The following is a 22160-nucleotide window of genomic DNA, read 5'->3' on the forward strand; positions in this document are numbered from 1 at the left end:
GTGTACAGGTGTGCTCGTAACCAGAACCGAAGCTGAAGACGCTGCCGCAGCCACGACTGCTTGAGAAGTTCCGGCTATGGCGAGAGCTGATGTCATCGGGGCCGGTACCGCTGAAGGACCGGGTCGCGTTGAAGCTCGGAGGTCTGAGTTAGACCAACAGAAGGCCCCCAGGTGGGTCGCGGTCCCGGCACCCGTCAGTTTTGCTCGCTTGGGGAAGTTTCTGCGCGGTGGCTGCGCCGATGACCGAAAAGATACGGATGCGGGTCGCAGTTGAGGTATGCGTACGCTGAAGGCCGCGGAATGAAGCGTCGCGTGGGCCCGTAGTGGTCGTTATGGTGATGCGATCAGTTCAGGCCGCGGCGGTCTGCTGACCGGCCAGCTTCTCGGCGTCGCGCAGATTTTTCCATTCCCAGGGCAGCAGTTCGTGCAGGCGGGAACTTGGCAGATCAGAGATCCGTGCGAGAACGTCGGCGAGCCAGGCTTTTGGGTCGACGTCGTTCAGGCGGCAGGTGGTGATGGACGTCAACATGACGGCAGCCCGGTCGGCGCCGCGCTGGCTCCCGGCAAATGTCCACGCACGCCTTCCGAGCGCCACGCCTCTCAATGCCCTTTCGGCGGCATTGTTGGTCAGGCAGATTCTGCCGTCATCGAGGAAGCGTGCGAAGTCGGCCCAGCGCGACAGCATATAGTTCATCGGCTTCAGGACGTCGGAAGAGCGCGAGAAGGTACCGCGCTCGCGCAGCAACCATTCGTGCATGTCATCGAAGAGCGGCTTGCTCTTTTCCTGCCGCACGGCGCGCCGCTCAGCGGCTGTCTGGCCGTTGATGGCGCGCTCGATGTCGAAGAGCGCGTCGATGCGCTTGACGGCCTCCAGCGCCGTCGGGGAGATCGGTTTGCCATTCCTCTTGCCCTCGCGGGCATTTTTCTCGACGTCGGCCAGTTCGAAGAATCCCCTGCGTGCATGCGCAAAACAGAATGCGGGCGTGATCGGCTGCTCTTTCCGCTTCGGATCGAAGAGCGGATTGAAGCCGCTATAACAGTCGACCTGAAGGACGCCGCCGAACCGGGACAGATGTTTTTGTGGGTGCTCACCACGTCGGTCGCTCGAGGCGTAATAGACCGCCGCCGGCGGCGCGGCGCCGCCGAATGGCTGATCGTGGCGCACATACGTCCAGATACGGCCTGTTGTGCATTTGCTCTTTGCCAGGACGCGGATCGTCGTGTCGTCACCATGAAGGCGCTCGGCCGCGAACACATGAGCCTCGATCAGCTTGAAGAGCGGCATGAGGGCAAAGGTCCCATGACCAACCTGATCGGCCAGGGTCGAGATCGGCATGTCGATGCCTTCGCACTTGAAGCGCGTGCTCTGCCGGTTGAGCGGGATGTGCATGCCGAACTTGTCGAAGAGGATGGTCGCCAGCAGCTGTGGGCCGATGAAGCCGCGCGGCGTGACATGGAATGGCGCCGGCGGCTGGGTGATCGCCTCGCAATCCCGGCACGTAAATTTCTCCCGGACCGTTTCGATGACCTTGAAGCGGCGCGGGATCTCCTCCAGCGTTCCGGTCACGTCCTCACCCAACTTGGACAGCCGGGATCCGCCGCAGCAGGCGCAGGCAGTCGGAGGCTCGATGACGACGCGCTCGCGCTCGATATTCTCTGGCCAGGGTTTACGCACTGGCCGCTTGCGCGTGAAGGAACGCACGCTCTGGGTCTTCGCCGCCGCGGCGGCTGCGGCAAGCTCATCCTCGGTCGCCGAGGTGACGAGGTCTTCGAGTTGCAATTCCAACTGCTCGATCAGCCGTGCCGTGCGCTCGGAGCGCTGCCCGTAGAGTTCGCGTTTCAGCCTCTCGATGCGCAGCTCGAGATGCGCAATCAGCGCCTCGTTGTCGGACAGCATGGCCTGCGCGTTGGCGGCTTCAGCCTGCCAGTTGGCAGCATCCGCGACAGCCACATCGCGTTCAGCCTGCAGCGCCTCACGCTCGGCCAGCAGCGCCATATAGGCGCTGGCAAGATCCGAGGGAAGATCAACCGGCTGCGAAGTCATGCGCCGATTGAATCACATTTCCTTGTATTTTCAATTAAAAAATGCTACCCAACCCGAGTTGGACGCCATGTTTCCTGAGGGTTTCGCCAGTCTATCCCAGACAACAGATAACTCAGCTGCGCAGGAGATACTGTCACTACTCCGCCCTCAACTGTTGGCCAGATGAAGCGACCGCGCTCAAGCCTTTTTGTGAACAGGCATGCTCCTTGGCCATCATGCCAGATGACCTTCAACAAATTTCCGCGTTTCCCCCTGAAGCAAAACAGGTTGCCTCCAAGGGGATTATGTTTGAGGACCTCCTGCACCCGTAGCGCCAGCGATGGAAAGCCACATCTCATATCGGTGTAGCCTGTCGCCAGCCACACGCGCACGCCTTCTGTCGGGATCATCGCAGCATTTCCAGGCCCTGCAAGATCCGCATCAGGACACTTACGTCGACAGTGCGGTCAACGATCACACGCCGGCCGTTTGCGCCGACGATTTCTATCCGGCCATCGGCAGACACCGCTTGGCTGGTAGCCGGCACCTCGGAGTGCGATCGCGCAGGAGCCAGCTCTTCCGCCTCCACATCGCGCACACTGTGACCGACCACACCCATGTCAATGAAGGCGATTGGTGCGGTCTCGGATCGGCCACCCAATGTCCGTTCCTGGGCTTGCTTCATCCAGATGTGCAAATGGTTCGCGTTCATGTCGTGACGCCGCGCGACAACCGCCACCGGATCACCGGACTCCTGCACCTCACCCACGATCGCCAGCTTCTGCTCGACCGTCCAGGAGCGGCGCGTCCGCCGTCGGCCCGCAGCCGCCGGCGGCGCAAGAGCCGCGGGCGCGCTCGCCTCCACCCTCGACGGCGGCTCCATAGCCAGATACTTCATTGCTAAGTGTCCACTTAATCTAAGCGGACACTAACGCCACAAGGTACGCGTCAGTAGGCGGCCTTCAGCGTAGGCGTACGGAAGAATCCGGGGAATTTCCGATTCCTGACCCACGGGGCCACTCCCGTCGTGTATCGCACAACGAAGGTGCAGGCGGCAATGCGCCCAGATGGAACCCCACTATATCTCGATTGCAAGCCAGTTTCGGGCTGAGCGACATCTGTGGCTTTCGTCCCAACAAGAAGCGTTCCAGGACCGCTATTCTAAGCCAGAACGATTCGGCGCTCGCGAAATACGTGTAGAGGAGCGCCGCCACTTCATAGGCGCTTACTACATAGCGGACACGGACACCGGTTGCCCGAGGTTATCGGTCCCTGGATGCCAGATTCAATCATTGAATTTGATGCGCAGCATGATGTTGATGCCCCATTCGTTATTAGCGCGCCGGCGGGAACAGTGGGCGCCTCCGCCTTACCCCCATAAGCCGTACCCTCATAGGGCGCGCGAACCGGGCACTGCTTGTGCGGCACAGCTGAACCATGGACGCCTGCCGAGGGTGCCCACCAACCGCAGTTCCCCAGTTGCGAAGCCCTCGAGGCCACCCCGTTTTTATGTTACGCCGTCGCAATCGCCGGGTTCGGCTGTTCGGCCGGAACACCCCAATTGCTCGCCATGGAATGCCAATGCATTACGCCAGACCCGCGGTCTGTTGCGCTGATGAAAGGCTTCGCGCCTGACAAATTGCCTAAGCCCAGCCAAGATTTTAAACAAATCGGCCCCCAGTTTCCGCGAGGGATGAACGTTCAGCAGGTCAACGATTTGGAGCTTAACGGGAAATGGCATCTAAAGCTGTGCTCCGGGTCCTGCAGGCTCACTGAGGATGGGGGAGCGACGCGGCCACAGATGCGATCTTGAGCGTAACGACACCGGGTGTGGAACTCGCAGCCGGATGGCCGGTACATCACGCTTGGCACTTCGCCCTTGAGCTCAATCCTGTTGAGCACTGCGTCTGGGTCCGGTTCGGGATTGGCCGCAAGCAGCGCTTCGGTATAGGGATGGCTTGGCTGATGGAAAATACTCTGCGTCGTGCCGACTTCAATGAAGCGGCCGAGATACATGATTGCCATGCGGTCAGTTATGTGGCGCACTACATTGAGGTTGTGCGTGATTATCAGGATCGCGATGCCTAGTTCGTCCTGCAGGCGAGTGAGAAGATTTAGCACCTCGCCTTGCACCGAGACATCCAAGCCCGCGGTCGGCTCATCGGCGATGATCAAGTCCGGATTGAGCGCTAGGGCGCGCGCCACGCTGACGCGCCTGGCTTGACCACCGGAGAGTTGATGAGGATAGCGGCCAACAAAATCGGCCGGCAAGCCCACCATCCGCAGGAGGCGCGTCGCTTCAGCTCCTAAATCGCGATCCTTCAGCCCATGGATGCGGAAAGGCTCGGTCAAGATCGATCGCACCGTCAGCCTGGGCGAAAGTGAACCGATCGGATCCTGAAACGTCATCGCCATGCGTCGCAAGTAGGGCTTGCGTTCTACCGCACTGAGGTCCGTGAGTTCCTGCCCATCGAAGCTGATGCTGCCGCTCACCGCCCGCTGCAGGCCAATCATCGTGCGAGCGACGGTGGATTTTCCGGAGCCGCTCTCGCCGACAAGGGCCAGCGTCTCACCCTTGTGAATTTCAAAAGAAACACTGCATACCGCGTCGATGAAAGGCGCATTTGTCCCGGTCGCGAGCGCTTTAAGCGGCCCCATCGTGCGGAAGCGGACGCAGAGGTCCCGAACACTGACAAGGGCACTCATGCCGAAACTAGTCGATTTTCTTCGAGCAGATGGCATCGTGCCGTCTGCCCTGGGCTGATCGGGCGATCGACTGGCTGTTCCTCGAGACAGCGATCATATGCCTGCGGGCATCGCGCGCTGAAGATGCACCCCTTCTTCAAGCCCAGGAGGCTGGGCACCTCGCCGGAAATGGTCGGCAATGTGCGTGTGGTTCGTTTAAGCCGCCCCGGGTCGCACTCAAGCAGGGCGCGGGTGTAGGGATGAGCGGGATTGCGGAATATGCTGCGCACATCGCCTTGTTCGACCACTTCGCCGGCATACATGACGACGACCCGGTCGCACAACTCAGCCACAGCTCCAAGATGATGGGATACGAAGAGGACGGAGCAACCGATCTCCCTTTGGAGATTTTTGAGCAGATGGATGATCTGGACTTCAAGTGTCGCATCGAGCGCAGTCGTCGGCTCGTCGGCGATGAGGAGCACGGGTTTTACAAGCAGCGCCATGGCTATACATATCCGCTGACGCATGCCGCCGGAAAAGTGGTGCGGATAGGCCCCGATCCGGTTTTGCGGATCCGGAATTCCGACCCGGTGTAGCATGTCGATGGCACGAGCACGCTTTTCACTCCGGCTTTTTTGCTGGTGGTGCTGGATGTCGATCATCTGGTTCTCAACGGTGCGCACAGGATTAAGCGCAGTCATTGGATCTTGAAAAACCATGGAAAGTCGATCGCCAAGCAGGCTACGCTGCGACTGAGCCGGCATCTTCAGCAGGTCTCGCCCTTCAAACAGGATCTCGCCACCTGTGACATCGGCATTTTCCGAAAGCAGACCCATCACCGTATACGCAAGCGTCGACTTTCCAGATCCGCTTTCGCCGACAACGCCGACCACCTCTGCGGCTGCGACATTAAGCGACACGTTTCGCAGTGCATGAATGCGCCCCTCTGGTGTCCCGAAATCAAGATGGAGGTGACGTATCTCCAGGAGGGGTGTGGTCGATTGCGATGACCGATCGTGTGGTATCATAGATCTTTCCGCAGCTTTGGATCGAACATGTCGCGTAGCGCCTCACCCAGGAATGTGAAGCCCAGCGTTGCGAGGACGATTGGAATACCACCGCCAACCACAAGCCACGGCGTCTGCTGGATGTAATTATAGCCGTCGTTGAGGATTGCTCCCCAATCGGGCGTGGGTGGACGTACGCCCAAACCAAGGAAGCTGAGACCGGCCTCCACCGCGATTACCGCGGGCACGTCCATGCTCACGAGGATGAGAAGCGGGCCGATAACATTAGGCAGTACGTGCACTGCCAGGATGCGCATCGTGCCAGCGCCCAGAGTGCGTTCTGCGGCGATGTATTCACTGTTGCGTAGCGCCTCTGTCTGGGTCCTCACGACCCGTGCATAAATGGGCATAGAGGTGATTGCGATAACAAAAATCATGCTGGCCAGGCTGGGTCCAAGTAAGCCGATAATCGCCAACGCGAAGATGATGCCCGGAAAGGAGCGGATCGTATCGAATAAAAGAAGGAGCAAATTGTCCAGCCACCTCGGTCCGAAGCCTGCGATCAGACCAAGCACGAGGCCGGCTGCCAGCGAACTGCCTAGCGAGGCGAAGGCGACAAGCAGCGGGACGCGGCCGCCCATCATGACGCGCGAGAATGTGTCGCGGCCCAGTTGATCGGTGCCCAGAAGAAAAAGTAGTGACGGGTCCGCCAAGCGCGGCCCCACCATGATGCGGGTCGGATCATGTGTAATGATGATCGGGGCGAAGATCGCGCTTGCGAAAACGATCGCGACCAGCGCGGCTCCAAGGACGCCAAGACGGTTCTTGCGCAGTTGCCGCACCGTCTTACGGAAGCTGCCGGGTGCTAGCTCTGGGCCAGTTTCGCCGCGGAGCGCTTCAAGGCTCGCCATGCTAAAGTTTCTCGCGGGTTCGAGGATCAAGAGAGGCAGCGATCAGATCGGACGCCGTCGTCGCCAAGACAGTAACAACAGTGGTGACTAGCACGGCCCCTATTACGACTGCATAGTTGCGCGTGTTGACCGCCTGTACAATCAAGGCACCGATACCTGGTCTTGCGAAAACGACCTCGATAAAGACAGCTGACGAAAGCAACCACGCTATGCCCACGCCGAGGATCGTCACTGTCGGCAGGATCGCAAGCGGCAGCGCGTAATGCAAAACAATGCGCCATTCGGAAATGCCGAAGGAACGGGCCATTCGCACATGGTTTTCACCCAGGATCTCCATCATGGATGCCCGTACCAGCCGGGAGATGTATCCAACCCAGCCGATCCCGACGGCGAAGGCTGGCAGAATGAGATGAACAAGGCCGTCCAAAAAACCCTGTCCGGCTCCGACTGCTGGTAACCAATGGAGCGTGACAGCGAAGATCAGGAGTGCGTAGACAGCCATGACGAACGAAGGAATCGCGATCGTGGCGACTGCCATGATCGCGACGATCTGGTCGATGACAGAATTACGCCTCATGGCCGAATAACAACCGAGCGGCACCGCAATCGCCACCGCCCACAAAATCGAGACGAAGATTAGTTCGATAGTATAAGGAAGTTGCTCGAATATTATGTCCGCAACCGGACGTTGGCTCAACACATCAAAACCAAGATTGCCTTGCAGCAGCCCTTCGAAGAAAATGACGATCTGCACGGCAAGCGGCTTATCCAGCCCCATCTCCCGATGAAGGTGCGCTATCATTTCAGGCGTGGCGCGGGGACCTAGCAGAGCAACGGCTGGGTCGCCAGGCACCGCATGGATCATCATGAACACAAGGGTCACCGCGATCACCGTAATGGCGACCGCGAGGAAAACGCGTTTCAGTAGATAGATCCACACAGTTCACGCTCAAGCTTAAGCCGGCTGGAAATCGATATATAATGGGGTTCCATCTGGGCGCATCGCCGCTTTCATTCGCGTCTTCCGATATAGGATTGGATTGGTCTCATTGGTCAGGAACCGAAATGCGCCAGAATCTTCCATCAAGTCCTGCATGTCCTCGTAAACCTTTGCCCGCTCGTTGGGATCGTTAATGGACAGTCCCTTAGCGTTTAGCTCGTCAAAGCGTTGGCTGCGGAAGCGTTGCCAGTTCCATATACCCACTTGATCTTGCACGAACCAAGTCACGTAGTCGTACGGATCCGGCAGTCCGGAGAAGGTCATAATAAAGAGCTGCACGTCCTTCCAGCTGTCTCCCTCAGACTCCACGCCGAGTGACCAGAATGTCCCGGGATCTCGGGCATTAACCACCAGAGAAATTCCGACTTGGGACAATTGTGCCTGCACCGTCTGAGCTATGGCTGAAGTCTGGCTGTCGTTTGTACAGTCGAGGCTCAATGTCAAACCATTTACCCCAGCCTTCTCGAGAAGCTCTTTGGCTTTTGAGAGATCACCTTCCGGCGGAACCAGAGTCTTTGCGCGATGCCCAACGATACCTGGAGGAATAATACCCGTGGCCGCAATTGACTGACCGTCATACGCGGTATCTAAAACCTGTGGTACATTGATCGCCCATTGGATCGCCCTGCGGACATTTATGTCCTTCAGTTTGGGATGATCCATGTTCATGCCGATCCATGTATAACGGGTCGATGCCCTTTCCGCGATCTCCGTGTTGGCGGGCGGATTGCTCTTGAACGCCGCGAGAGAGTCCAAACCGACTACGGTGAAATCGACGTCGCCCGCCTGATAAGCACGTTCCGCTGCCTTAGCGTCCGGAATAGGCAGGATACGGATTTCGTCGAAGCCCGGCTTGGGGCCTGACCAGTCCGGATTTCTCGTGAGAAGTGCGTACTGGTTGGGCTTCCAGTCAGCCAGCACGTAGGGACCTGAGAATGCTGGCGGCTTCACACCGAAATTACCGCCGTCCTTGGTGGCTTTCCTTACCGCAGCCTCAGAAACGATTTGGCCGACGGCATAAGGCAGCGGAACAAGCCAAACAGCCGCAAATGGCGCGTTGAACACGATAACACCACTGTAGTCGTCCTCCACCTCGACGTGATTTAACGAGCCCCATTGGGGCTTGATGGGTGAATTGAGCTTGATGACGCGCTCGAAAGAGAACTTAACATCCTTGGCCGTCAGCTCGCCGTAATCGCCACTAAATTTTATGCCTTTCTTGAGGCGAAATCGGATATGCGTGGGATCAACCTGCTCGATCTTGTCTGCAGCCTCTAACTCCCAGCCCCATTCGGTGCCGGGCTTATATCGCGTGAGCTTTGAATAGATACAGTTTGTTAGGTCTACTTCCGCCGCCTGCCCGAGGAAAGCGGGATCCAGCGTGACCAGGTCTCCACTGGAACGCACCTCGAGCACCTTGCCTTCGGCCGCCCAGATGACTTGAGACAAGGGCATGCCAGCAGAGATTATGCCACCGCTTAGCGCGGCTCCTGCCCTAAGAAAGGTGCGGCGGCTTACACTTTGCATCATGTCCTCCATGGCTGTTCCCCTTGCCGAGCGACTTGCCGAGGCGTCTTGCCGTGGCCGCGGCGCCCGCGTTCCTTGCTCGGGTGTGTTTCTCTTTGGAATATACTATGGGGCAGCCAAGCCGCAGGCGGAAAAGATACCGTCAGGCATAAATTCTGTTTATGTCATGAGCTCTCGGCCTAGTTGCCGACGCAGCACTCTTTCCTTCAGAAGTTGCGGAGATGGCGTGAACCTCACTGCTGGTTGGAACGCGTCAATACCTACTATCTCGTTGTAAAAAGCGACATTTGAACCCCGGCCGAGCGGGACCAGTACCGGTCAGTTTAAGTCCCGAGCGAACTCCTTGACGTCGTCTCGTTCAAGTAAAAGCTTGTCGCCTTCCTTCGCCACGATATGTGTCTCGATGCGCCATACGTCGCGCAGCGCGCGGACAGTGGCCGAGAGCGCAATATGCACGTTCCAGTTACCGCGGGCGTACGACTTTTCCCAGTTGGAGGTTCCGCGCGCCGAGCTCGGATCGTCGGGATGCATGGTAAGTGTGTCACTGTGCTTAGCCGAAATGACCATTCCGGTGTGCGGATGCACCACGGTCCCCGCGTCGCTCGCCATCCGGAAAGTTGTCTCGCCCGTGGCTTGGTTGGTGATTACCTCGCGACAGAAAGGTTTACCAGGCTTAATAGTCTCTGTTGCCATCGGCCGAGCACTCTCTGGCTTCAGAAACGGTACAAGTTTGGAGTCTACGGCATTCGCTTTGCGCACCGGCAAGATAAGCCTGCTGGCCGCACAATGTATTGATAGACTTGCCCTCTCTGGACTAGGAAAGACAATAGGCCAATGGCTGGTGGCGATGGCGAGCCTTATGCGTTGCCCTTTTTCAAAGCGTTGCCCGCAAGACCGCAGCTTCAGGCGTATTGCTTCAGCCTTACCGGGCGTCATTGGCTTCAAATCGAGGTCGTCGTGGCGATGGGTCAAATTCAGAATGCCATAGCTCACACGGGTGGCCGAGCCGTCCTTAAACACGAGCGAAAGCGTGGCCGATAGGATTGCCACTGCTTTGTCGGAAGAGAGGGTTACCTCAAGCTCGGGGAAGCCGAGAAGGTCTACCTCCTCCAGAAGAGGCTCGGTTTCGAATACCAAGGCGTTTCCGGCTTCCATGCGCTGGTCGATGGGCTGGTCCGGCACTGCGCCATACGCGCACCAAACACCGGATGATAGCCCCGAAGTGGACGGTGAACAGATCGTAAGAACAGCATCACTGCCATCTCCTTCGGCAAGAAGTCCCGGTGAGAGCGACAGCCGTCTTTCGACAATGCTCGCCGTCGGCCAGGAAGGCTCAGCGATCCAACGGCCTGGCCGCTCGTCGTAGATGGCGGCGGGGGGCAAAGGATCCTGAATCCACGCGCGCAACATCGGCTCGTCCTCAACGCCGGTGTGGATGGCTTTAAGATGCTGGTCCCACCAGCGCAAGCATTCCTGGAGAAAGCCGATGCGAGGCCCGGGCATGGCGATGTGAGGATACTTATGAGCCCAAGGGCCGATCAGGCCTTTGCGAGGTCCCGGCAGGTTCTCGAGCATGCGCAAGATGGCGTTGGGATAGGCGTCCGCCCAGCCACCCACCGCGTAGACAGGAATCTCGATGTTGGAATAGTCCTCGCAGATAGAACCATGCTTGTAGAAATCGTCCCGACGCTGGTGCGCGAACCAGTCTTGCAGCCAGATCCCGTTGCCGTTGAGCCGCTCTTCCCAAATCTCACGCCAGCGTTCTCCCACAAGAGCTGGATCGGGCGGGGTCATGGCAATCGCCCAAGCCGCTGCCCCCCACATCAAATTTTCGCACATAAGCGCGCCGCCGAAATAGTGACATTCATCCCGGTATCGATCGTCGGTCGAACACAGCGAGATTATCGCCTTGAGGGCTGGCGGACGGCGGGCAGCAACCTGAAGGCTGTTGAACCCGCCCCAGGAGATGCCAATCATACCGACACTGCCTGAGCACCATAATTGCTTCGCCAACCATTCGATCACGGCAAGACAGTCGTCCTGCTCTTGTTTGAGATATTCGCCCCTGCAGACCCCTTCGCTATCACCCGAACCGCGCATGTCCACGCGCACACCTGCATAGCCATGCCCGGCGAAGTATGGATGGGTGAGTTGGTCGCGCTCCACAGTCCCATCCCTCTTTCGATAGGGCAGGTATTCGAGGATGGCGGGGACCGGGTCCGCCTCGGCGTCCTCCGGCAACCAGAGGCGGGCAGCGAGCTTTACCCCGTCCGGCATCGGGATCCAGACATTCTCGATCTCGCGCACTTTGCGGGGGAAGTCGGTAACAACGCGGATGTCATCCATGGTCCAATCCTCATATGCGTTCGCGCTTGCCGAACTGCCCTTGAGGTTCAGCAAGAAGGCGGCGGGTAACCTGCTGGAACAAAAGCGGTGGCAGGGATACCCGTGTTCGTCGAAGGGGGACCGGCGACCAAGTTGCGAGCGCCGTCCTCGTCCTCACCTCGAATAGACGACGAGGCTGAAGAGTCGCAGACTGAAAAGCTCGCGACTGGCATAAAGCCGATTCATATCAAACGTTGCGCTCGCTAGCCTTAGTCCCGAGTGACAGGTTTCGCGCAGACTTAGGTCAACTTGGCTCTCGCATGGAGCGCGTCAAGGCTCGGCCCAACACCCGAGCGGCGGGATGTCATGGTGGCGTGAGACCGGTCGCCTCACCGAGCCTAGTTTGCCATCAACTTCCCATCAGCCTATCTGGGGCACCTCTCAGCCTTTAGTGATAGCCCGACAAATCTCGCAATGGAGATCCGTATTCCGCGGTTGCGCAGGATCGTCACGCATCGTCCGGCTATACGACTTTATTTGACTCCGGCCAGCCAGCGGATGTTCTTCCCGCAACCGCGACCGGCCGGCGGATGCAGGCGGATCAGCGGCGGTTAATGCGCCAAATAGCAGGCCATGGCCCGTTTTCCCCAACGAGATCTCTCTCTAAAACCCGAACGTCCAAGTTATCCTTCACGCCACGATTTTAAGCTCTTAGGTGGCTCCGCACCCGACGCACCTGCACCAACATTCCACTCCCCCAAATCGATACGCTTATATTGATTCTGAAGTGACATCTTACTGACGCGGCAGTTAGTCACTTCCAATGAATTATCCGTCGCTCACATACATGTATAGCCGCCATCAACGGACAGGATGGCTCCCGTGCAATAGCTTGATGCAGGGCTGGCAAGAAACAGCACCGCGGATGCAACTTCATGGGACTCGCCCATTCTTCCCAGCGGAGTCTGCTCTAACCATCGATCATACTGAAATGAGCTTTCATTCCTCGGGGAAATTGTCATCTCTGTTGTAACATATCCTGGAGCTACCGCATTTACTCGCACATTATGCTTTGCCCAGGCACAGGCCAGCGACTTCGTCATCATGTGAATGGCGCCCTTACTGGTAATATAGGCGGTGTTGTTCTGTGGCTGCGTCACTATCATGCCGCACATGGATCCGATGTTCACGATGTTGCCCCAGCGACGGGCGATCATGTGCCGGCCAAAGGCCCTCGCACACCAAAATGCAGCATCCGAATTGACCCGCATCGTTGCCAGCCAGTCCGCGTCGGAAGTGTCGAGGGCCTCGGTTATCCGGGCTATACCGGCATTGTTAATAAGGACGTCGATCGGCTGTTCGGCATTCAGTTCGTCGGCGAGCGCCGTAACCGCATCCGGCTTTGCCACATCGATGCCGCGATGACTTGCCGCGATACCGCATGATGCGAGTTTGGCCGCAGCGGCAGCAGCGCTATTCGCGTCCAAGTCCGCGATGACAATTGACGCGCCCGCTTGGCCGAGAGCGTGAGCGATTTCAAGCCCGATACCGCGCCCCCCTCCGGTTACAATTGCACGCTTGCCGGACAGGTCGAATTTCTTCAGATAATCCATGCTGCCTTTGATCCAAGTTTGTATGTTGGCCTCGCCCCAATAAATTGACCGGGATCATGATCCCGATACGGGTGGCGCCCGTTGTTGCTTTTGCGGGTCTGTGCCACTCTGCCGGCTATCATCACTAAAACGGCCCCGCGACACGGATACGGAATGACATTGTCCAGCACCGTCCGACAGGGATCAACATTCTGCCGCAGAAACAACCCGTATAGGCAGCCTGGCCAATTGGCTTGCAATGATAGGCGCCAGCAATTGTCCTGAGAATGCGCAAAAGGATTCGCTGGCCGTAAACCCAGCTTATGTCCAGCCGCTCATGCGCAAGATCGCGAATACGCTACCTTCGCCGGCCATAACGCAAGCGTCTAGTTGCCAAACTTGGACCTCATGCTCAGGCGACCATGCTCATAGGATTTTCAATATAGCTCTTAAATATCTGCAGCAACTTTGCTCCGAGCACGCCGTCCACACAGCGATGGTCGATGGAAAGGGTAACACTCATCACCGTTGCGATGGCCATTGAACCGCTCTTGACGACTACATGCTGTCTGCCCGCACCGACTGCCAGAATCGTAGCGTGGGGGGGATTGATCACGGCAGCGAACTCTTTGACCCCCATCATGCCCATGTTCGAGATCGATGTCGTGCCGCCTTCATATTCTTCAGGCTTTAGCTTGCGATCTCTCGCGCGTTTGCCGAGGTCCTTCATCTCGGCGGAAATGACTTGAAGTGTTTTCTGTTCAGCCTTGCGTATGATCGGCGTGATCAGACCGCCTGCGATCGAGACAGCTACCCCTATGTCGACGTGCTGGTGTTTAAGAATAGCGCCCTCGGTCCAGGAGACATTCGCGTCCGGAACGTCACGCAGCGCAAGCGCCAAGGCCCTTATCACCATGTCATTGACGGACAACTTGTAGACCGGCAGTCCGTCCGCGGCCCTAGGCGCCGCACCGTTGAGTCGGGAGCGCAGTCCTAGAAGCTGATCGATCTCGCAATCCACTGCGACATAGAAATGCGGAATGGTTTGCTTCGAGGTCAGCAGACGACGTGCAATCGTCCTTCGCATCCCGTCGTTAGGTATGCGTTCATATGATCCGCCCTCAAACAGCTTAAGAACAGCGTCGTCCTTGGCACCTTTGCTTCCAGACGACGCTGCAGGAGCAGGGCCTCCAGGCGCGTCGGACCGTTGTCCAGGGGCTGCGGCAACCGAACCAGCTTCAGTCTTTATGGCAAGAACGGCGACCAGGTCCCTGACTTTTAGACCGTTAGCGCCTTCCGGAACGACAATCCTTTCCAGAGTACCGCCGGCAGCGGCCTTGATCTCTCCTGTATCGCTACCGCTTGATACTTGAGCCAAAACATCTCCGGCCTTTATGTCGTCCCCCTCGTTGAACATCCATTTTACAATGGTGGCTGCTCCCATATCGGAAACGAAGGCCGGCATTCTGACGTTGATAGGCATCGGCTCTACTGTGGCTTTTGAGGTATCTAGCGGGCTAGCGGTTTGCGGGTTCGGGCTGCTCTGCTTGGGGTACGAAGCGGAAAAATCTTCGAGCTGAACGGATGTTGGGGCTAAGAAGGCTCAAATGCTCACAGCAACAGTCCTCCGTCGATCGCGATCTCCGCCCCGGTAATGTAGCGGCTCTCGTTCGAGAGCAGGAAGAGAACGAGGTCGGCCACCTCGTCGACCGTCCCGGCCCGCTTGAGCGGAATGAGCGCGTACTGGCGCTCTCTGTCGGACGGATCCTCGGCGAGCAGCATGTCGGTTTCCACCCACCCGGGGTGGATAGAATTGACGCGGATTCCTGCTGGCGCAAGCTCTAGGGCCGCGCATTTTGTCATGCCTCGAAGGGCCCATTTCGTCGCGGAGTAGGCCATACAAGTTCGACTTCCGCGCATCCCGGCGACAGACGAGATGTTTACTATTGCGCCACCGCCGGATGCCTCGATCAGAGGTGAGACTTCCCGCATACCGAGGAAGCAACCCAACTGATTCACACGGAAGTGCTTTTCGAAGAGCGCGACGCTCGAATCCCTCATTGGCACGGGTTCATAAATCGCCGCGTTGTTGACCAGACCATGAAGTCCCGTCCCCTCCCCCTCCAGACAGCGGATCAGGCTTCGCCAGTCTTGCTCGCTAGTGACGTCGAGATGCACGTATGACGCTTTTTCACCAATAGTCGCTGCAAGTTGTTCGCCCTGCTCGTCTAGGAGGTCGCCGATGACAACCCGCCCTCCCTCCGTTGCGATTTGGACGGCTTCCGCCGCACCTTGACCTCGAGCTCCACCAGTAATCAAAACCGTCTTGCCTTCGAAGCGTTTGTCCCGCGTCATGGTAGTCCTACAGCAACGAGCAGTTGACTCCGAATACTAACCAATGGGTATGCAGACGTAAGCAGCCAGGAGTGGCACTTAAATCGCCGGAGGTTCTGAAGTTTAGTCAGATAAGTAACGAACCGTGATTCTTTTCTACTGCCCGGTGTTGATGCGACAGATGACGATTCCGACTTCCGTCGCTGACCCTTCATCAACAAGGATTTCGGCAACCACGCCTGCGGTCTCCGCCTCTATCTCAATGTTAGTTTTTTCCGACTCCACTTCGGCTAGAATCTGACCCGGAACGACCGAGGTGCCGACCGAAACATACCACTTCGTAAGATCAACCTCGACCGTCGATGCACCCATCTTCGGGATACGAACTTCAAACATGAGCATAGCTCCTTACGGCTAAGATCGCGTCTTCCAGTTGCTGCGGCTTCGGCAGAACAGCAGCTTCGAGCGCAAGATTGAACGGCATAGGAACGTCAGCTCGCGTGACACGCTTGATCGGGGCCTTGAGAGATGAAAACGCCAGCTCCCCTATTATTGCGCTCAATTCGGCGGCGAACCCACAAGTACGGTTCGTGTCGTCGTAGATTACGACGCGGCCAGTTTTCTTGACGGACTTCAACAGCCCTTCCCTGTCAAGCGGCAAGAGAGACCGAGGATCCCACACTTCGACGCTGATGTTTTTCTCCTGGGCGAGGCGCTCAGCGACAGCTAGAGCCTCGGGCACTAAATGCCCGATAGCAATGACTGTGACATCGGATCCTTCACGCTTAACGTCACCGCAACCGAAAGGGACGGCATAGATTTCCTCCGGCACCGGACCCTTTTGCGGAAGCGACATGGCTGATGCTATGAAAACGACGGGGTCGTCTTCGCGGATCGCCTGGATCATGAGGCCCTTGGCGTCGTAGGCATTCGAAGGGCAAACAACCTTGAAGCCAGCGTGTAGGAGGTACGGATAGGGATTGTCTGAGTGCTGGCCCGCGTTTCCACCCCGCGATCCAGACACCATAAGCGTGTAAGTGATTGGAAGATTTGCTTGACCTCCTAACATCAATCGCATCTTCGCCGCTTGATTGACTAGCTGGTCGAATGCGACGTAAATCAGTGAGGGAACTTGAAACTGAACGATTGGGCGCAAACCGGCCAAAGCCGCCCCCGTAGCGAAGCCGGTGAACGCTGCCTCGGAAATGGGTGTGTCGAGTACGCGGAGATCGCCGAAAGCGCCATGGAGGCCTTTCGTCTCACCGCGAATTCCACCTCGAATGTCCTCCCCGATAATCATGACACTCTCATCTGCCCCCATGGCCTGATGGTAGGCTTCGTTCATGGCCTGAAGAAATCTCAGCTGTCTCACGGCTCTACTCCCCATGCCGGAGTGTTCGGATACGGCACGGCATACATGCAATCGAGAGCCTCGGCCGGGTTCGGCGGGGGGCTGCTCCTAGCGAACTCGACGCCCCGATCGATCTCAATGTTGACCTCGGCATCGATAGCTTCAATGTCTTCTTGAGCGCACAAGCCACTTTCCATCATACGCGCCGCCCAGATCTTGATAGGGTCCCGCAACTTCCAGCGATCGACTTCCTCTTGAGATCGATAGTTCATCTTCATGTGACGCTCGCCTGTATAATGCCCAAAGTAGCGATAGGTTTGACACTCAATGAACGTTGGGCCTTTGCCGGTCCGAGCGCGTTCCGTAGCAGTGAGAGCAGCGTGATAAACGGCCTCGACGTCCATGCCATCGACGCACACACCAGGCATTCCGTAGGATTGGGCGCGAACGTAAGGGTCTAGGATCGTGACTTCTTTGAGAGGCGTCGAGATCGCGTACTGATTGTTCTCGCAGACGAAAATGACAGGAAGATCCCAAATCGCCGCGAGGTTCATCGCCTCGTGGAGGACCCCTTGGTTGATTGCTCCGTCGCCGAAGAATGAAACAGCAACGCGGTTTTCGCGAGCAGCTTTGAATTTGTGAGCCGCACCACAGGCTATAGGGGCTCCAGCGCCGACGATACCATTCGCCCCAAATATTCCAATCCCGACGTCAGCAATGTGCATGGATCCGCCGCGACCCTTATTGTATCCGCCCGTTCGCGCGAGCAGCTCAGCAAACATTCTGCCAACGTCGCCGCCCTTCGCCAGTGTGTGGCCATGCCCTCGATGGGTACTTGTGACGATGTCTGAAGTCGTGAGTGCGCCGCAAATACCAACCGCAACCGCCTCTTGCCCGCTGTACTCGTGACATACGCCGGCGATCTCGTTGTCATCGACTAGGGTGACGACCCGGTTCTCAAACTGCCTGATACGCGCCATGTCGTAATACAAGCTTCTCGCGAATTGAGCAGGCATAATGTTAGACGTCGACGCCTCTATTTTGTGTTCCAAGTTGATCTACTCCGGTCAAACCCGTTGTCGATGTGGCTACTCGATACCTATCGCCGACCAAGATTGTCGCGGCACGCAAGCCCAGAATAACTCTTTTCGAATAAACCATATTCCGGGCGTCTCGTAGACTGAAAGGATGGCGTCGGGTATAGACCTGATTGATATCAAGCCTCACAATCTTCACCCGAGGTAATCGCTTCTCGCCGTGGACCGGTGGCCGCGCATGAAGTACGAGAACGCGGCCAGCGAACTCAACGTGACGCGTTAAGATCCGCACATGACAGAACCTGAAAGGCAACTGTAGCAGTGCCGCGAACCGGGTTCCTCCCTATGCAGCAGCGGCGTGAACTGACCGCCCAGTTCTGTCCACCCAACTTTTACTGCCCGGATCGGCTGACGCGCCGGCGGTTGGCTTCGCGATAGGCCTGCTTAAAAGGCTTCCAATTGAGAGGCCGTCTCTCTCAAAGGGAGCTGTAGAGAGGATTTAACGTTTTCCAGTGTGTAAGCAAATGCAGTGGGCCTATCGAAGCGCCAATCCTTGTTGGCATACCCTCCAGAGCCCTCTTTAGGTTGTCCGCGGTGATCACCGAGCCTGCGTAAAGCCAGTTGGCCAAGTCAAGCATGGCGTCATATGCATCAGTTCAGTCGCGGTGCCGCAGGCATCCTTGAAAATCCTGATGCGGTAGTCGCGCGAAATCGCGTCTCACACTGTCGTTTCCAAACAAACCTCGCTTAAGCTCCGAACATTATAAGATGGTCCGCATTCAATCGGCGCAGCAAAATCTCCAAATTCGTGTTGTAGAACGCGCTGGGACGCTGCTTTCGTACAAGGCTAGCTTCCGGTTTCAGGTCCACGATGAATCTCGGCAGCCTGCCCGACGCTATGTGATGGGCGTCCGCCGTTCAAAGCCTCGTGACGTAGCGCGTCTACTCCTCTTGGATCATACCAATTCTGTGTATAGACAATAGGCAGCCCCGCTGCACGGCATGCATCGGAGAGCTGTCTTGGCACTCCGCAGCAGCTCTTCTCGATTGTAGATCGACCATGCCCCATCCGCTTCGATGCAGTCATGTAAATCCACCGCAATGACTACAGTGCGCTTGAACTGATCGGGCAACGTCATGTCGAGAACCTTTCCCCTTGTTCATAATTTACCCAAGGACATCTTCAAACAGCCGCGAGTCGTGATAGAAACGCTCCGAGGTCGATCGTGCCGATGCATGGGCGCACCTTCAATTGTCCGTCCAAACGGCTATTTGCCAATGAGGGCACGGAATGCGCAAGCAACCACGCCGCAATCGCGATTTGAATGCCACTTCCTGGTCAGATGGTTCAATTCTCAGGCCTGTTCGAAGAACTCTACTGCAATCAGCCGCTCTTTATTCCAGACGCTAGTGCTTTGACAGGCGAAAGATTGCTGCCCGACATAGACCATCTTCATGACAAGCTTAAAGCCGCTCGTAGGAGCATTCAATTTTTGCGCTGACACGATGCCCGCAGCGAGGGATCGCGAAAGTCCATCCCATACGCGCCTGGAAAGGGGGAGCCTAACGACCGTACGCGGCCGGCCCGGGCAGCATTAGTCCGAACGGCACGAGAGGAATAGCGGAACGACGTCCACAGGTTCTGCAGTCCTAGAGCAGTTCGCATTTAGGTTGACTTATAGCCTGCGCTTTCCATGTAGTTGTTGCATTCGTTTGGGCTGACCTGGGGTGTGGGCGATGGCGTTGTGATCGTTTGGCGGCACGGTCGGATGCAGTGCTTGAGCTTAGCAAACAGCTTCTCGATTGGATTGAGATCTGGACTGTAGGGCGGCAGGAAGAAGAGCCGCGCCCCAGCAGCTCTGACGATATCGCGGACGGCTTGGCCTTTGTGGGAACCGAGATTGTCGAGAATGACGATGTCCCCCGGCTTCAGGGCTTTGATGAGCTCGGTTGCGACATAGGCACGGAGGGCCTGCGCATTGATAGGGCCGTCAATGACCCAAGGCGCCTCCAACCCGATCATGGCGTAGCGCGGCGATGAAGGTCATGGTCTTCCAATGGCCATATGGTGCGTGGGCCATCAGCCGCTTGCCGCGCACACCCCAGCCGCGCAATGGCGCCATGTTTGTCTTGACCCATGGTTCATCCAGGAAGACCAAGCGCGTAGGGTCAATGCGGGTCTGGTAGCGCATCCATTGCGCTCGCCGGCGCATCAGCTTGGGCTTGAACTGCTCGGCCGGCAGAATGGGTTTTTTAAAACTCTTGCCCTCGCGATGCAGGAAGTGACCGACGCTCGCAGGGTGGATGATGAGACCACGTTCAGCCAGTGCCGCCGTCAACTGATGAAGCGTCACGTTGGCATCTCGCTCGACCTAGCCCAGGACGAAAGCACGATGCTCCCATCGATCAGATAGGGCCGGTGACCGCCCATCTTGCCAGGTGCCGCACTGCCAAGGCGACGCTTGCGCGCCGCCCACTTGATCACGCTCGACACCGCCACCCTCAGAGCCGCAGCTACCTCACGGCTCGTCTCGCCCTCTTCAAGTCGGGCCAGTGCTCGCTCCCGAAGATCCATCGAATAAGCCTTCGTCAGTCCCGACCTCCAACGGTCAGAACATCAAATCTGATTTGCTCATCCTTGGGAATCCCGAATCAGATAAAACGCGAACTGCTCTAGTGGTGTGATGGGATCGCAAAAAGCTTTCGCCCGAGGGACTTGGACATAAAGTGGGTTTAAGACTAGCGAAACCTTTTGCGCATTCTCAAGGCTATTGCCCGCGCCTATCATCAGCAAGATACAAATCCGGCACGCCTTCTTAGACGGCGGGGCCACGAGTGTTTTAATGCGGGACGCCGGTCGTTCCGCTATCGCGGGCGAGGCTCTGAATGGACACTGACGTTCCCGCAAACCGACGCCGCGGAGGCCGGTCTTCGGTGGTTGCGGCACGGGAGGCTGAAAGAAGGCCGCGTGTCTCGACTATCAAGTACGGAATTCGACCTGTGGAGGCCGTCAACGCCGAACAGCTTGAGCGCATTCATCAGGCTTCGCTGGCGATCCTACGCGAGATCGGGATCGAATTCAGAGATGAGACAGCGATCAGGCAGTGGAAAGAGGCGGGGGCGGATGTCCGTGAACACCGCGTTCGCCTCGAGGCCGACATGGTCATGGATCTCATCTCCAAGGCCCCTTCCCGTTTTGAAATGACGTCTCGCGATCCGTCACAGCGTTTCGAGATCGCGCCAGATACAATGACTTTCGGCGTCATGCAGGGTGCGCCAAACATCCGCGATCTTCAGGGCGTGCGGCGCGCATCCACGATCGAGGATCTCCGGAACATGAACCGGCTGACCCAGATGCTGCCCGGTTTCCATATCGCGGGCGGGTTCACCTGCGAGCCGACCGACATCGCCGTGCCATGGCGCCATCTGCACATCAATCATTCGAGCCTGGTGGAAACCAACATGCCTTTCTTCGGTCTGACGACCGGAAAGCAACGTGCCGACGACTCGATCGCGATGGGCCAGATCGTGCATGGCAAGGCATTCATGGATCAGAACGCGGTGATGATCGGTCACGTGTCGGGCAACTCGCCGCTTGTCTGGGATTCGACCATGCTGGAAGGGCTTCGCGCCTTCGCCGACGCGAACCAGGTCGTGCTGCTGTCTCCATTCGTGCTCGGCGCCGCCAACACTCCCGCCGACATCCCCGCCACGATCGCCCAGTTGAATGCGGAGGCGCTCGCCGCGCTGGCCTATACTCAGCTTGCCGCGCCAGGCGCCAAGATGATCTACGGTCAATATTCCGTCTCGGTGTCGATGCGCAGCGGCGCCCCCATGTCCGGCATGCCGGAAGTTACTCTGATCAACGCCGTCATCGGACAACTGGCAAGGCGCTATAACGTGCCGTGGCGAACCACTGCGTCTCAATCCTCCGCCAAAACCTTCGATGCCCAGTCCGGTTATGAATCAGCCATCGCCTACATGTCCGGCGCCAGCGCCTGCTCCAACCTTATGATGCATGCCGGCGGCTGGGATGAAGCCGGTCTGGTGTGCTGCATGGCGAAGTTCATCGCCGATGCTGAACAGAACCTGCTCATCGAGAAATACGCGCGGGGCATATCATTCGAATATTTCGAGGATGCGCTCGAAGCCGTCCGCCGCATCGGACCCGGCGGCCACTATCTCGGAGATTCCTTCACGCTCAAGCGCTTCAAGGACGCGTTCATCGCGCCGGAGATCCTCGACTACCTAAGCTACGAGCAGTGGAAGGTCAAAGGTTCCAAGGACATGGCACAGCGCTGCAGGGAGAAGGCGACAGCAATCATCGCGAGCTACGAGCAGCCGCCGATGGACCCTTCCGTCCGC

At 57.7% G+C, this 22160-nt stretch carries 16 protein-coding genes and 1 pseudogene; 1 reads left to right on the forward strand and 16 read right to left on the reverse strand.

All coding sequences use genetic code 11. From position 1 onward, the window contains the following. Window positions 1-349 precede the first annotated feature (349 nt). The 16 genes and pseudogenes from EOA24_RS05555 to EOA24_RS05635 form a co-directional block, all read right to left on the reverse strand. A complete protein-coding gene (locus EOA24_RS05555; protein ID WP_127409657.1) occupies window positions 350-2044 on the reverse strand; it encodes an IS66 family transposase in 1695 nt (564 codons plus the stop codon). Window positions 2045-2088: 44 nt separating this feature from the next. Next, window positions 2089-2433 carry an IS66 family insertion sequence element accessory protein TnpB gene (gene tnpB, locus EOA24_RS05560; RefSeq protein ID WP_126102165.1) on the reverse strand — a complete coding sequence of 115 codons (345 nt, stop codon included), beginning with the start codon at window positions 2431-2433 and terminating at the stop codon, window positions 2089-2091. Next, window positions 2430-2921 (reverse strand): transposase, encoded by a 492-nt coding sequence (locus EOA24_RS05565; RefSeq protein ID WP_127409658.1) that lies wholly within the window; start codon window positions 2919-2921, stop codon window positions 2430-2432. The genes tnpB and EOA24_RS05565 overlap by 4 nt, the downstream gene beginning before the upstream one ends. Before the next feature lie 803 nt (window positions 2922-3724). Continuing rightward, entirely contained in the window at window positions 3725-4729 is a 1005-nt protein-coding gene (locus EOA24_RS05570) for an ABC transporter ATP-binding protein (RefSeq protein WP_126080637.1), read from the reverse strand. Next, on the reverse strand, window positions 4726-5739 hold the full coding sequence (locus EOA24_RS05575) for an ABC transporter ATP-binding protein (RefSeq protein ID WP_126080636.1): 1014 nt from the start codon (window positions 5737-5739) through the stop codon (window positions 4726-4728). The genes EOA24_RS05570 and EOA24_RS05575 overlap by 4 nt, the downstream gene beginning before the upstream one ends. Then, complete coding sequence (locus EOA24_RS05580; RefSeq protein WP_126080635.1) at window positions 5736-6629, reverse strand: ABC transporter permease; 894 nt, start codon at window positions 6627-6629, stop codon at window positions 5736-5738. The genes EOA24_RS05575 and EOA24_RS05580 overlap by 4 nt, the downstream gene beginning before the upstream one ends. Window position 6630: 1 nt before the next feature. After that, window positions 6631-7569 carry an ABC transporter permease gene (locus tag EOA24_RS05585; RefSeq protein ID WP_126080634.1) on the reverse strand — a complete coding sequence of 313 codons (939 nt, stop codon included), beginning with the start codon at window positions 7567-7569 and terminating at the stop codon, window positions 6631-6633. Between the two features lie 15 nt (window positions 7570-7584). Then, window positions 7585-9168: an ABC transporter substrate-binding protein gene (locus EOA24_RS05590; RefSeq protein WP_126080633.1), complete on the reverse strand. Its 1584-nt coding sequence runs from the start codon at window positions 9166-9168 to the stop codon at window positions 7585-7587. Window positions 9169-9474: 306 nt separating this feature from the next. Continuing rightward, window positions 9475-11502 carry a CocE/NonD family hydrolase gene (locus EOA24_RS05595; RefSeq protein ID WP_126080632.1) on the reverse strand — a complete coding sequence of 676 codons (2028 nt, stop codon included), beginning with the start codon at window positions 11500-11502 and terminating at the stop codon, window positions 9475-9477. A gap of 818 nt (window positions 11503-12320) precedes the next feature. Further along, a complete protein-coding gene (locus tag EOA24_RS05600; RefSeq protein WP_126080631.1) occupies window positions 12321-13094 on the reverse strand; it encodes an SDR family oxidoreductase in 774 nt (257 codons plus the stop codon). A gap of 391 nt (window positions 13095-13485) precedes the next feature. Then, window positions 13486-14556 carry a 2-oxo acid dehydrogenase subunit E2 gene (locus EOA24_RS05605; RefSeq protein ID WP_126080630.1) on the reverse strand — a complete coding sequence of 357 codons (1071 nt, stop codon included), beginning with the start codon at window positions 14554-14556 and terminating at the stop codon, window positions 13486-13488. A gap of 128 nt (window positions 14557-14684) precedes the next feature. Continuing rightward, a complete protein-coding gene (locus EOA24_RS05610; protein ID WP_126080629.1) occupies window positions 14685-15428 on the reverse strand; it encodes an SDR family oxidoreductase in 744 nt (247 codons plus the stop codon). A gap of 135 nt (window positions 15429-15563) precedes the next feature. Then, on the reverse strand, window positions 15564-15803 hold the full coding sequence (locus EOA24_RS05615; protein ID WP_164762741.1) for a biotin/lipoyl-containing protein: 240 nt from the start codon (window positions 15801-15803) through the stop codon (window positions 15564-15566). After that, complete coding sequence (locus EOA24_RS05620) at window positions 15796-16752, reverse strand: transketolase C-terminal domain-containing protein (RefSeq protein ID WP_206516850.1); 957 nt, start codon at window positions 16750-16752, stop codon at window positions 15796-15798. The genes EOA24_RS05615 and EOA24_RS05620 overlap by 8 nt, the downstream gene beginning before the upstream one ends. Window positions 16753-16775: 23 nt before the next feature. Next, window positions 16776-17810, reverse strand: a complete 1035-nt coding sequence (locus tag EOA24_RS05625) for a thiamine pyrophosphate-dependent dehydrogenase E1 component subunit alpha (protein ID WP_206516851.1) — start codon at window positions 17808-17810, stop codon at window positions 16776-16778. 1651 nt (window positions 17811-19461) lie between these two features. Beyond that, window positions 19462-20388: pseudogene (locus EOA24_RS05635) on the reverse strand (IS630 family transposase). A 293-nt stretch (window positions 20389-20681) separates the two neighbouring features. On the opposite strand from EOA24_RS05635, the gene EOA24_RS05640 reads away from it, so the two are divergent. Continuing rightward, window positions 20682-22160 (forward strand): trimethylamine methyltransferase family protein (locus EOA24_RS05640; protein WP_127409659.1); only part of this gene is annotated, 1479 nt, incomplete at its 3' end.

This window comes from Mesorhizobium sp. M2A.F.Ca.ET.039.01.1.1, from assembly GCF_003998035.1.
GTDB lineage: Bacteria > Pseudomonadota > Alphaproteobacteria > Rhizobiales > Rhizobiaceae > Mesorhizobium.

Excerpts from the sequence above, each read along its gene's own strand:
- EOA24_RS05610 (WP_126080629.1), bottom strand. The coding sequence starts at position 15,428 with ATGACGCGGGACAAACGCTTCGAAGGCAAGACGGTTTTGATTACTGGT.
- EOA24_RS05620 (WP_206516850.1), bottom strand. The coding sequence starts at position 16,752 with ATGAACGAAGCCTACCATCAGGCCATGGGGGCAGATGAGAGTGTCATG.
- tnpB (WP_126102165.1), bottom strand. The coding sequence starts at position 2,433 with ATGATCCCGACAGAAGGCGTGCGCGTGTGGCTGGCGACAGGCTACACC.
- EOA24_RS05605 (WP_126080630.1), bottom strand. The coding sequence starts at position 14,556 with ATGCCTATCAACGTCAGAATGCCGGCCTTCGTTTCCGATATGGGAGCA.
- EOA24_RS05565 (WP_127409658.1), bottom strand. The coding sequence starts at position 2,921 with ATGAAGTATCTGGCTATGGAGCCGCCGTCGAGGGTGGAGGCGAGCGCG.
- EOA24_RS05590 (WP_126080633.1), bottom strand. The coding sequence starts at position 9,168 with ATGGAGGACATGATGCAAAGTGTAAGCCGCCGCACCTTTCTTAGGGCA.
- EOA24_RS05570 (WP_126080637.1), bottom strand. The coding sequence starts at position 4,729 with ATGAGTGCCCTTGTCAGTGTTCGGGACCTCTGCGTCCGCTTCCGCACG.
- EOA24_RS05555 (WP_127409657.1), bottom strand. The coding sequence starts at position 2,044 with ATGACTTCGCAGCCGGTTGATCTTCCCTCGGATCTTGCCAGCGCCTAT.
- EOA24_RS05595 (WP_126080632.1), bottom strand. The coding sequence starts at position 11,502 with ATGGATGACATCCGCGTTGTTACCGACTTCCCCCGCAAAGTGCGCGAG.
- EOA24_RS05580 (WP_126080635.1), bottom strand. The coding sequence starts at position 6,629 with ATGGCGAGCCTTGAAGCGCTCCGCGGCGAAACTGGCCCAGAGCTAGCA.
- EOA24_RS05600 (WP_126080631.1), bottom strand. The coding sequence starts at position 13,094 with ATGGATTATCTGAAGAAATTCGACCTGTCCGGCAAGCGTGCAATTGTA.
- EOA24_RS05615 (WP_164762741.1), bottom strand. The coding sequence starts at position 15,803 with ATGTTTGAAGTTCGTATCCCGAAGATGGGTGCATCGACGGTCGAGGTT.
- EOA24_RS05575 (WP_126080636.1), bottom strand. The coding sequence starts at position 5,739 with ATGATACCACACGATCGGTCATCGCAATCGACCACACCCCTCCTGGAG.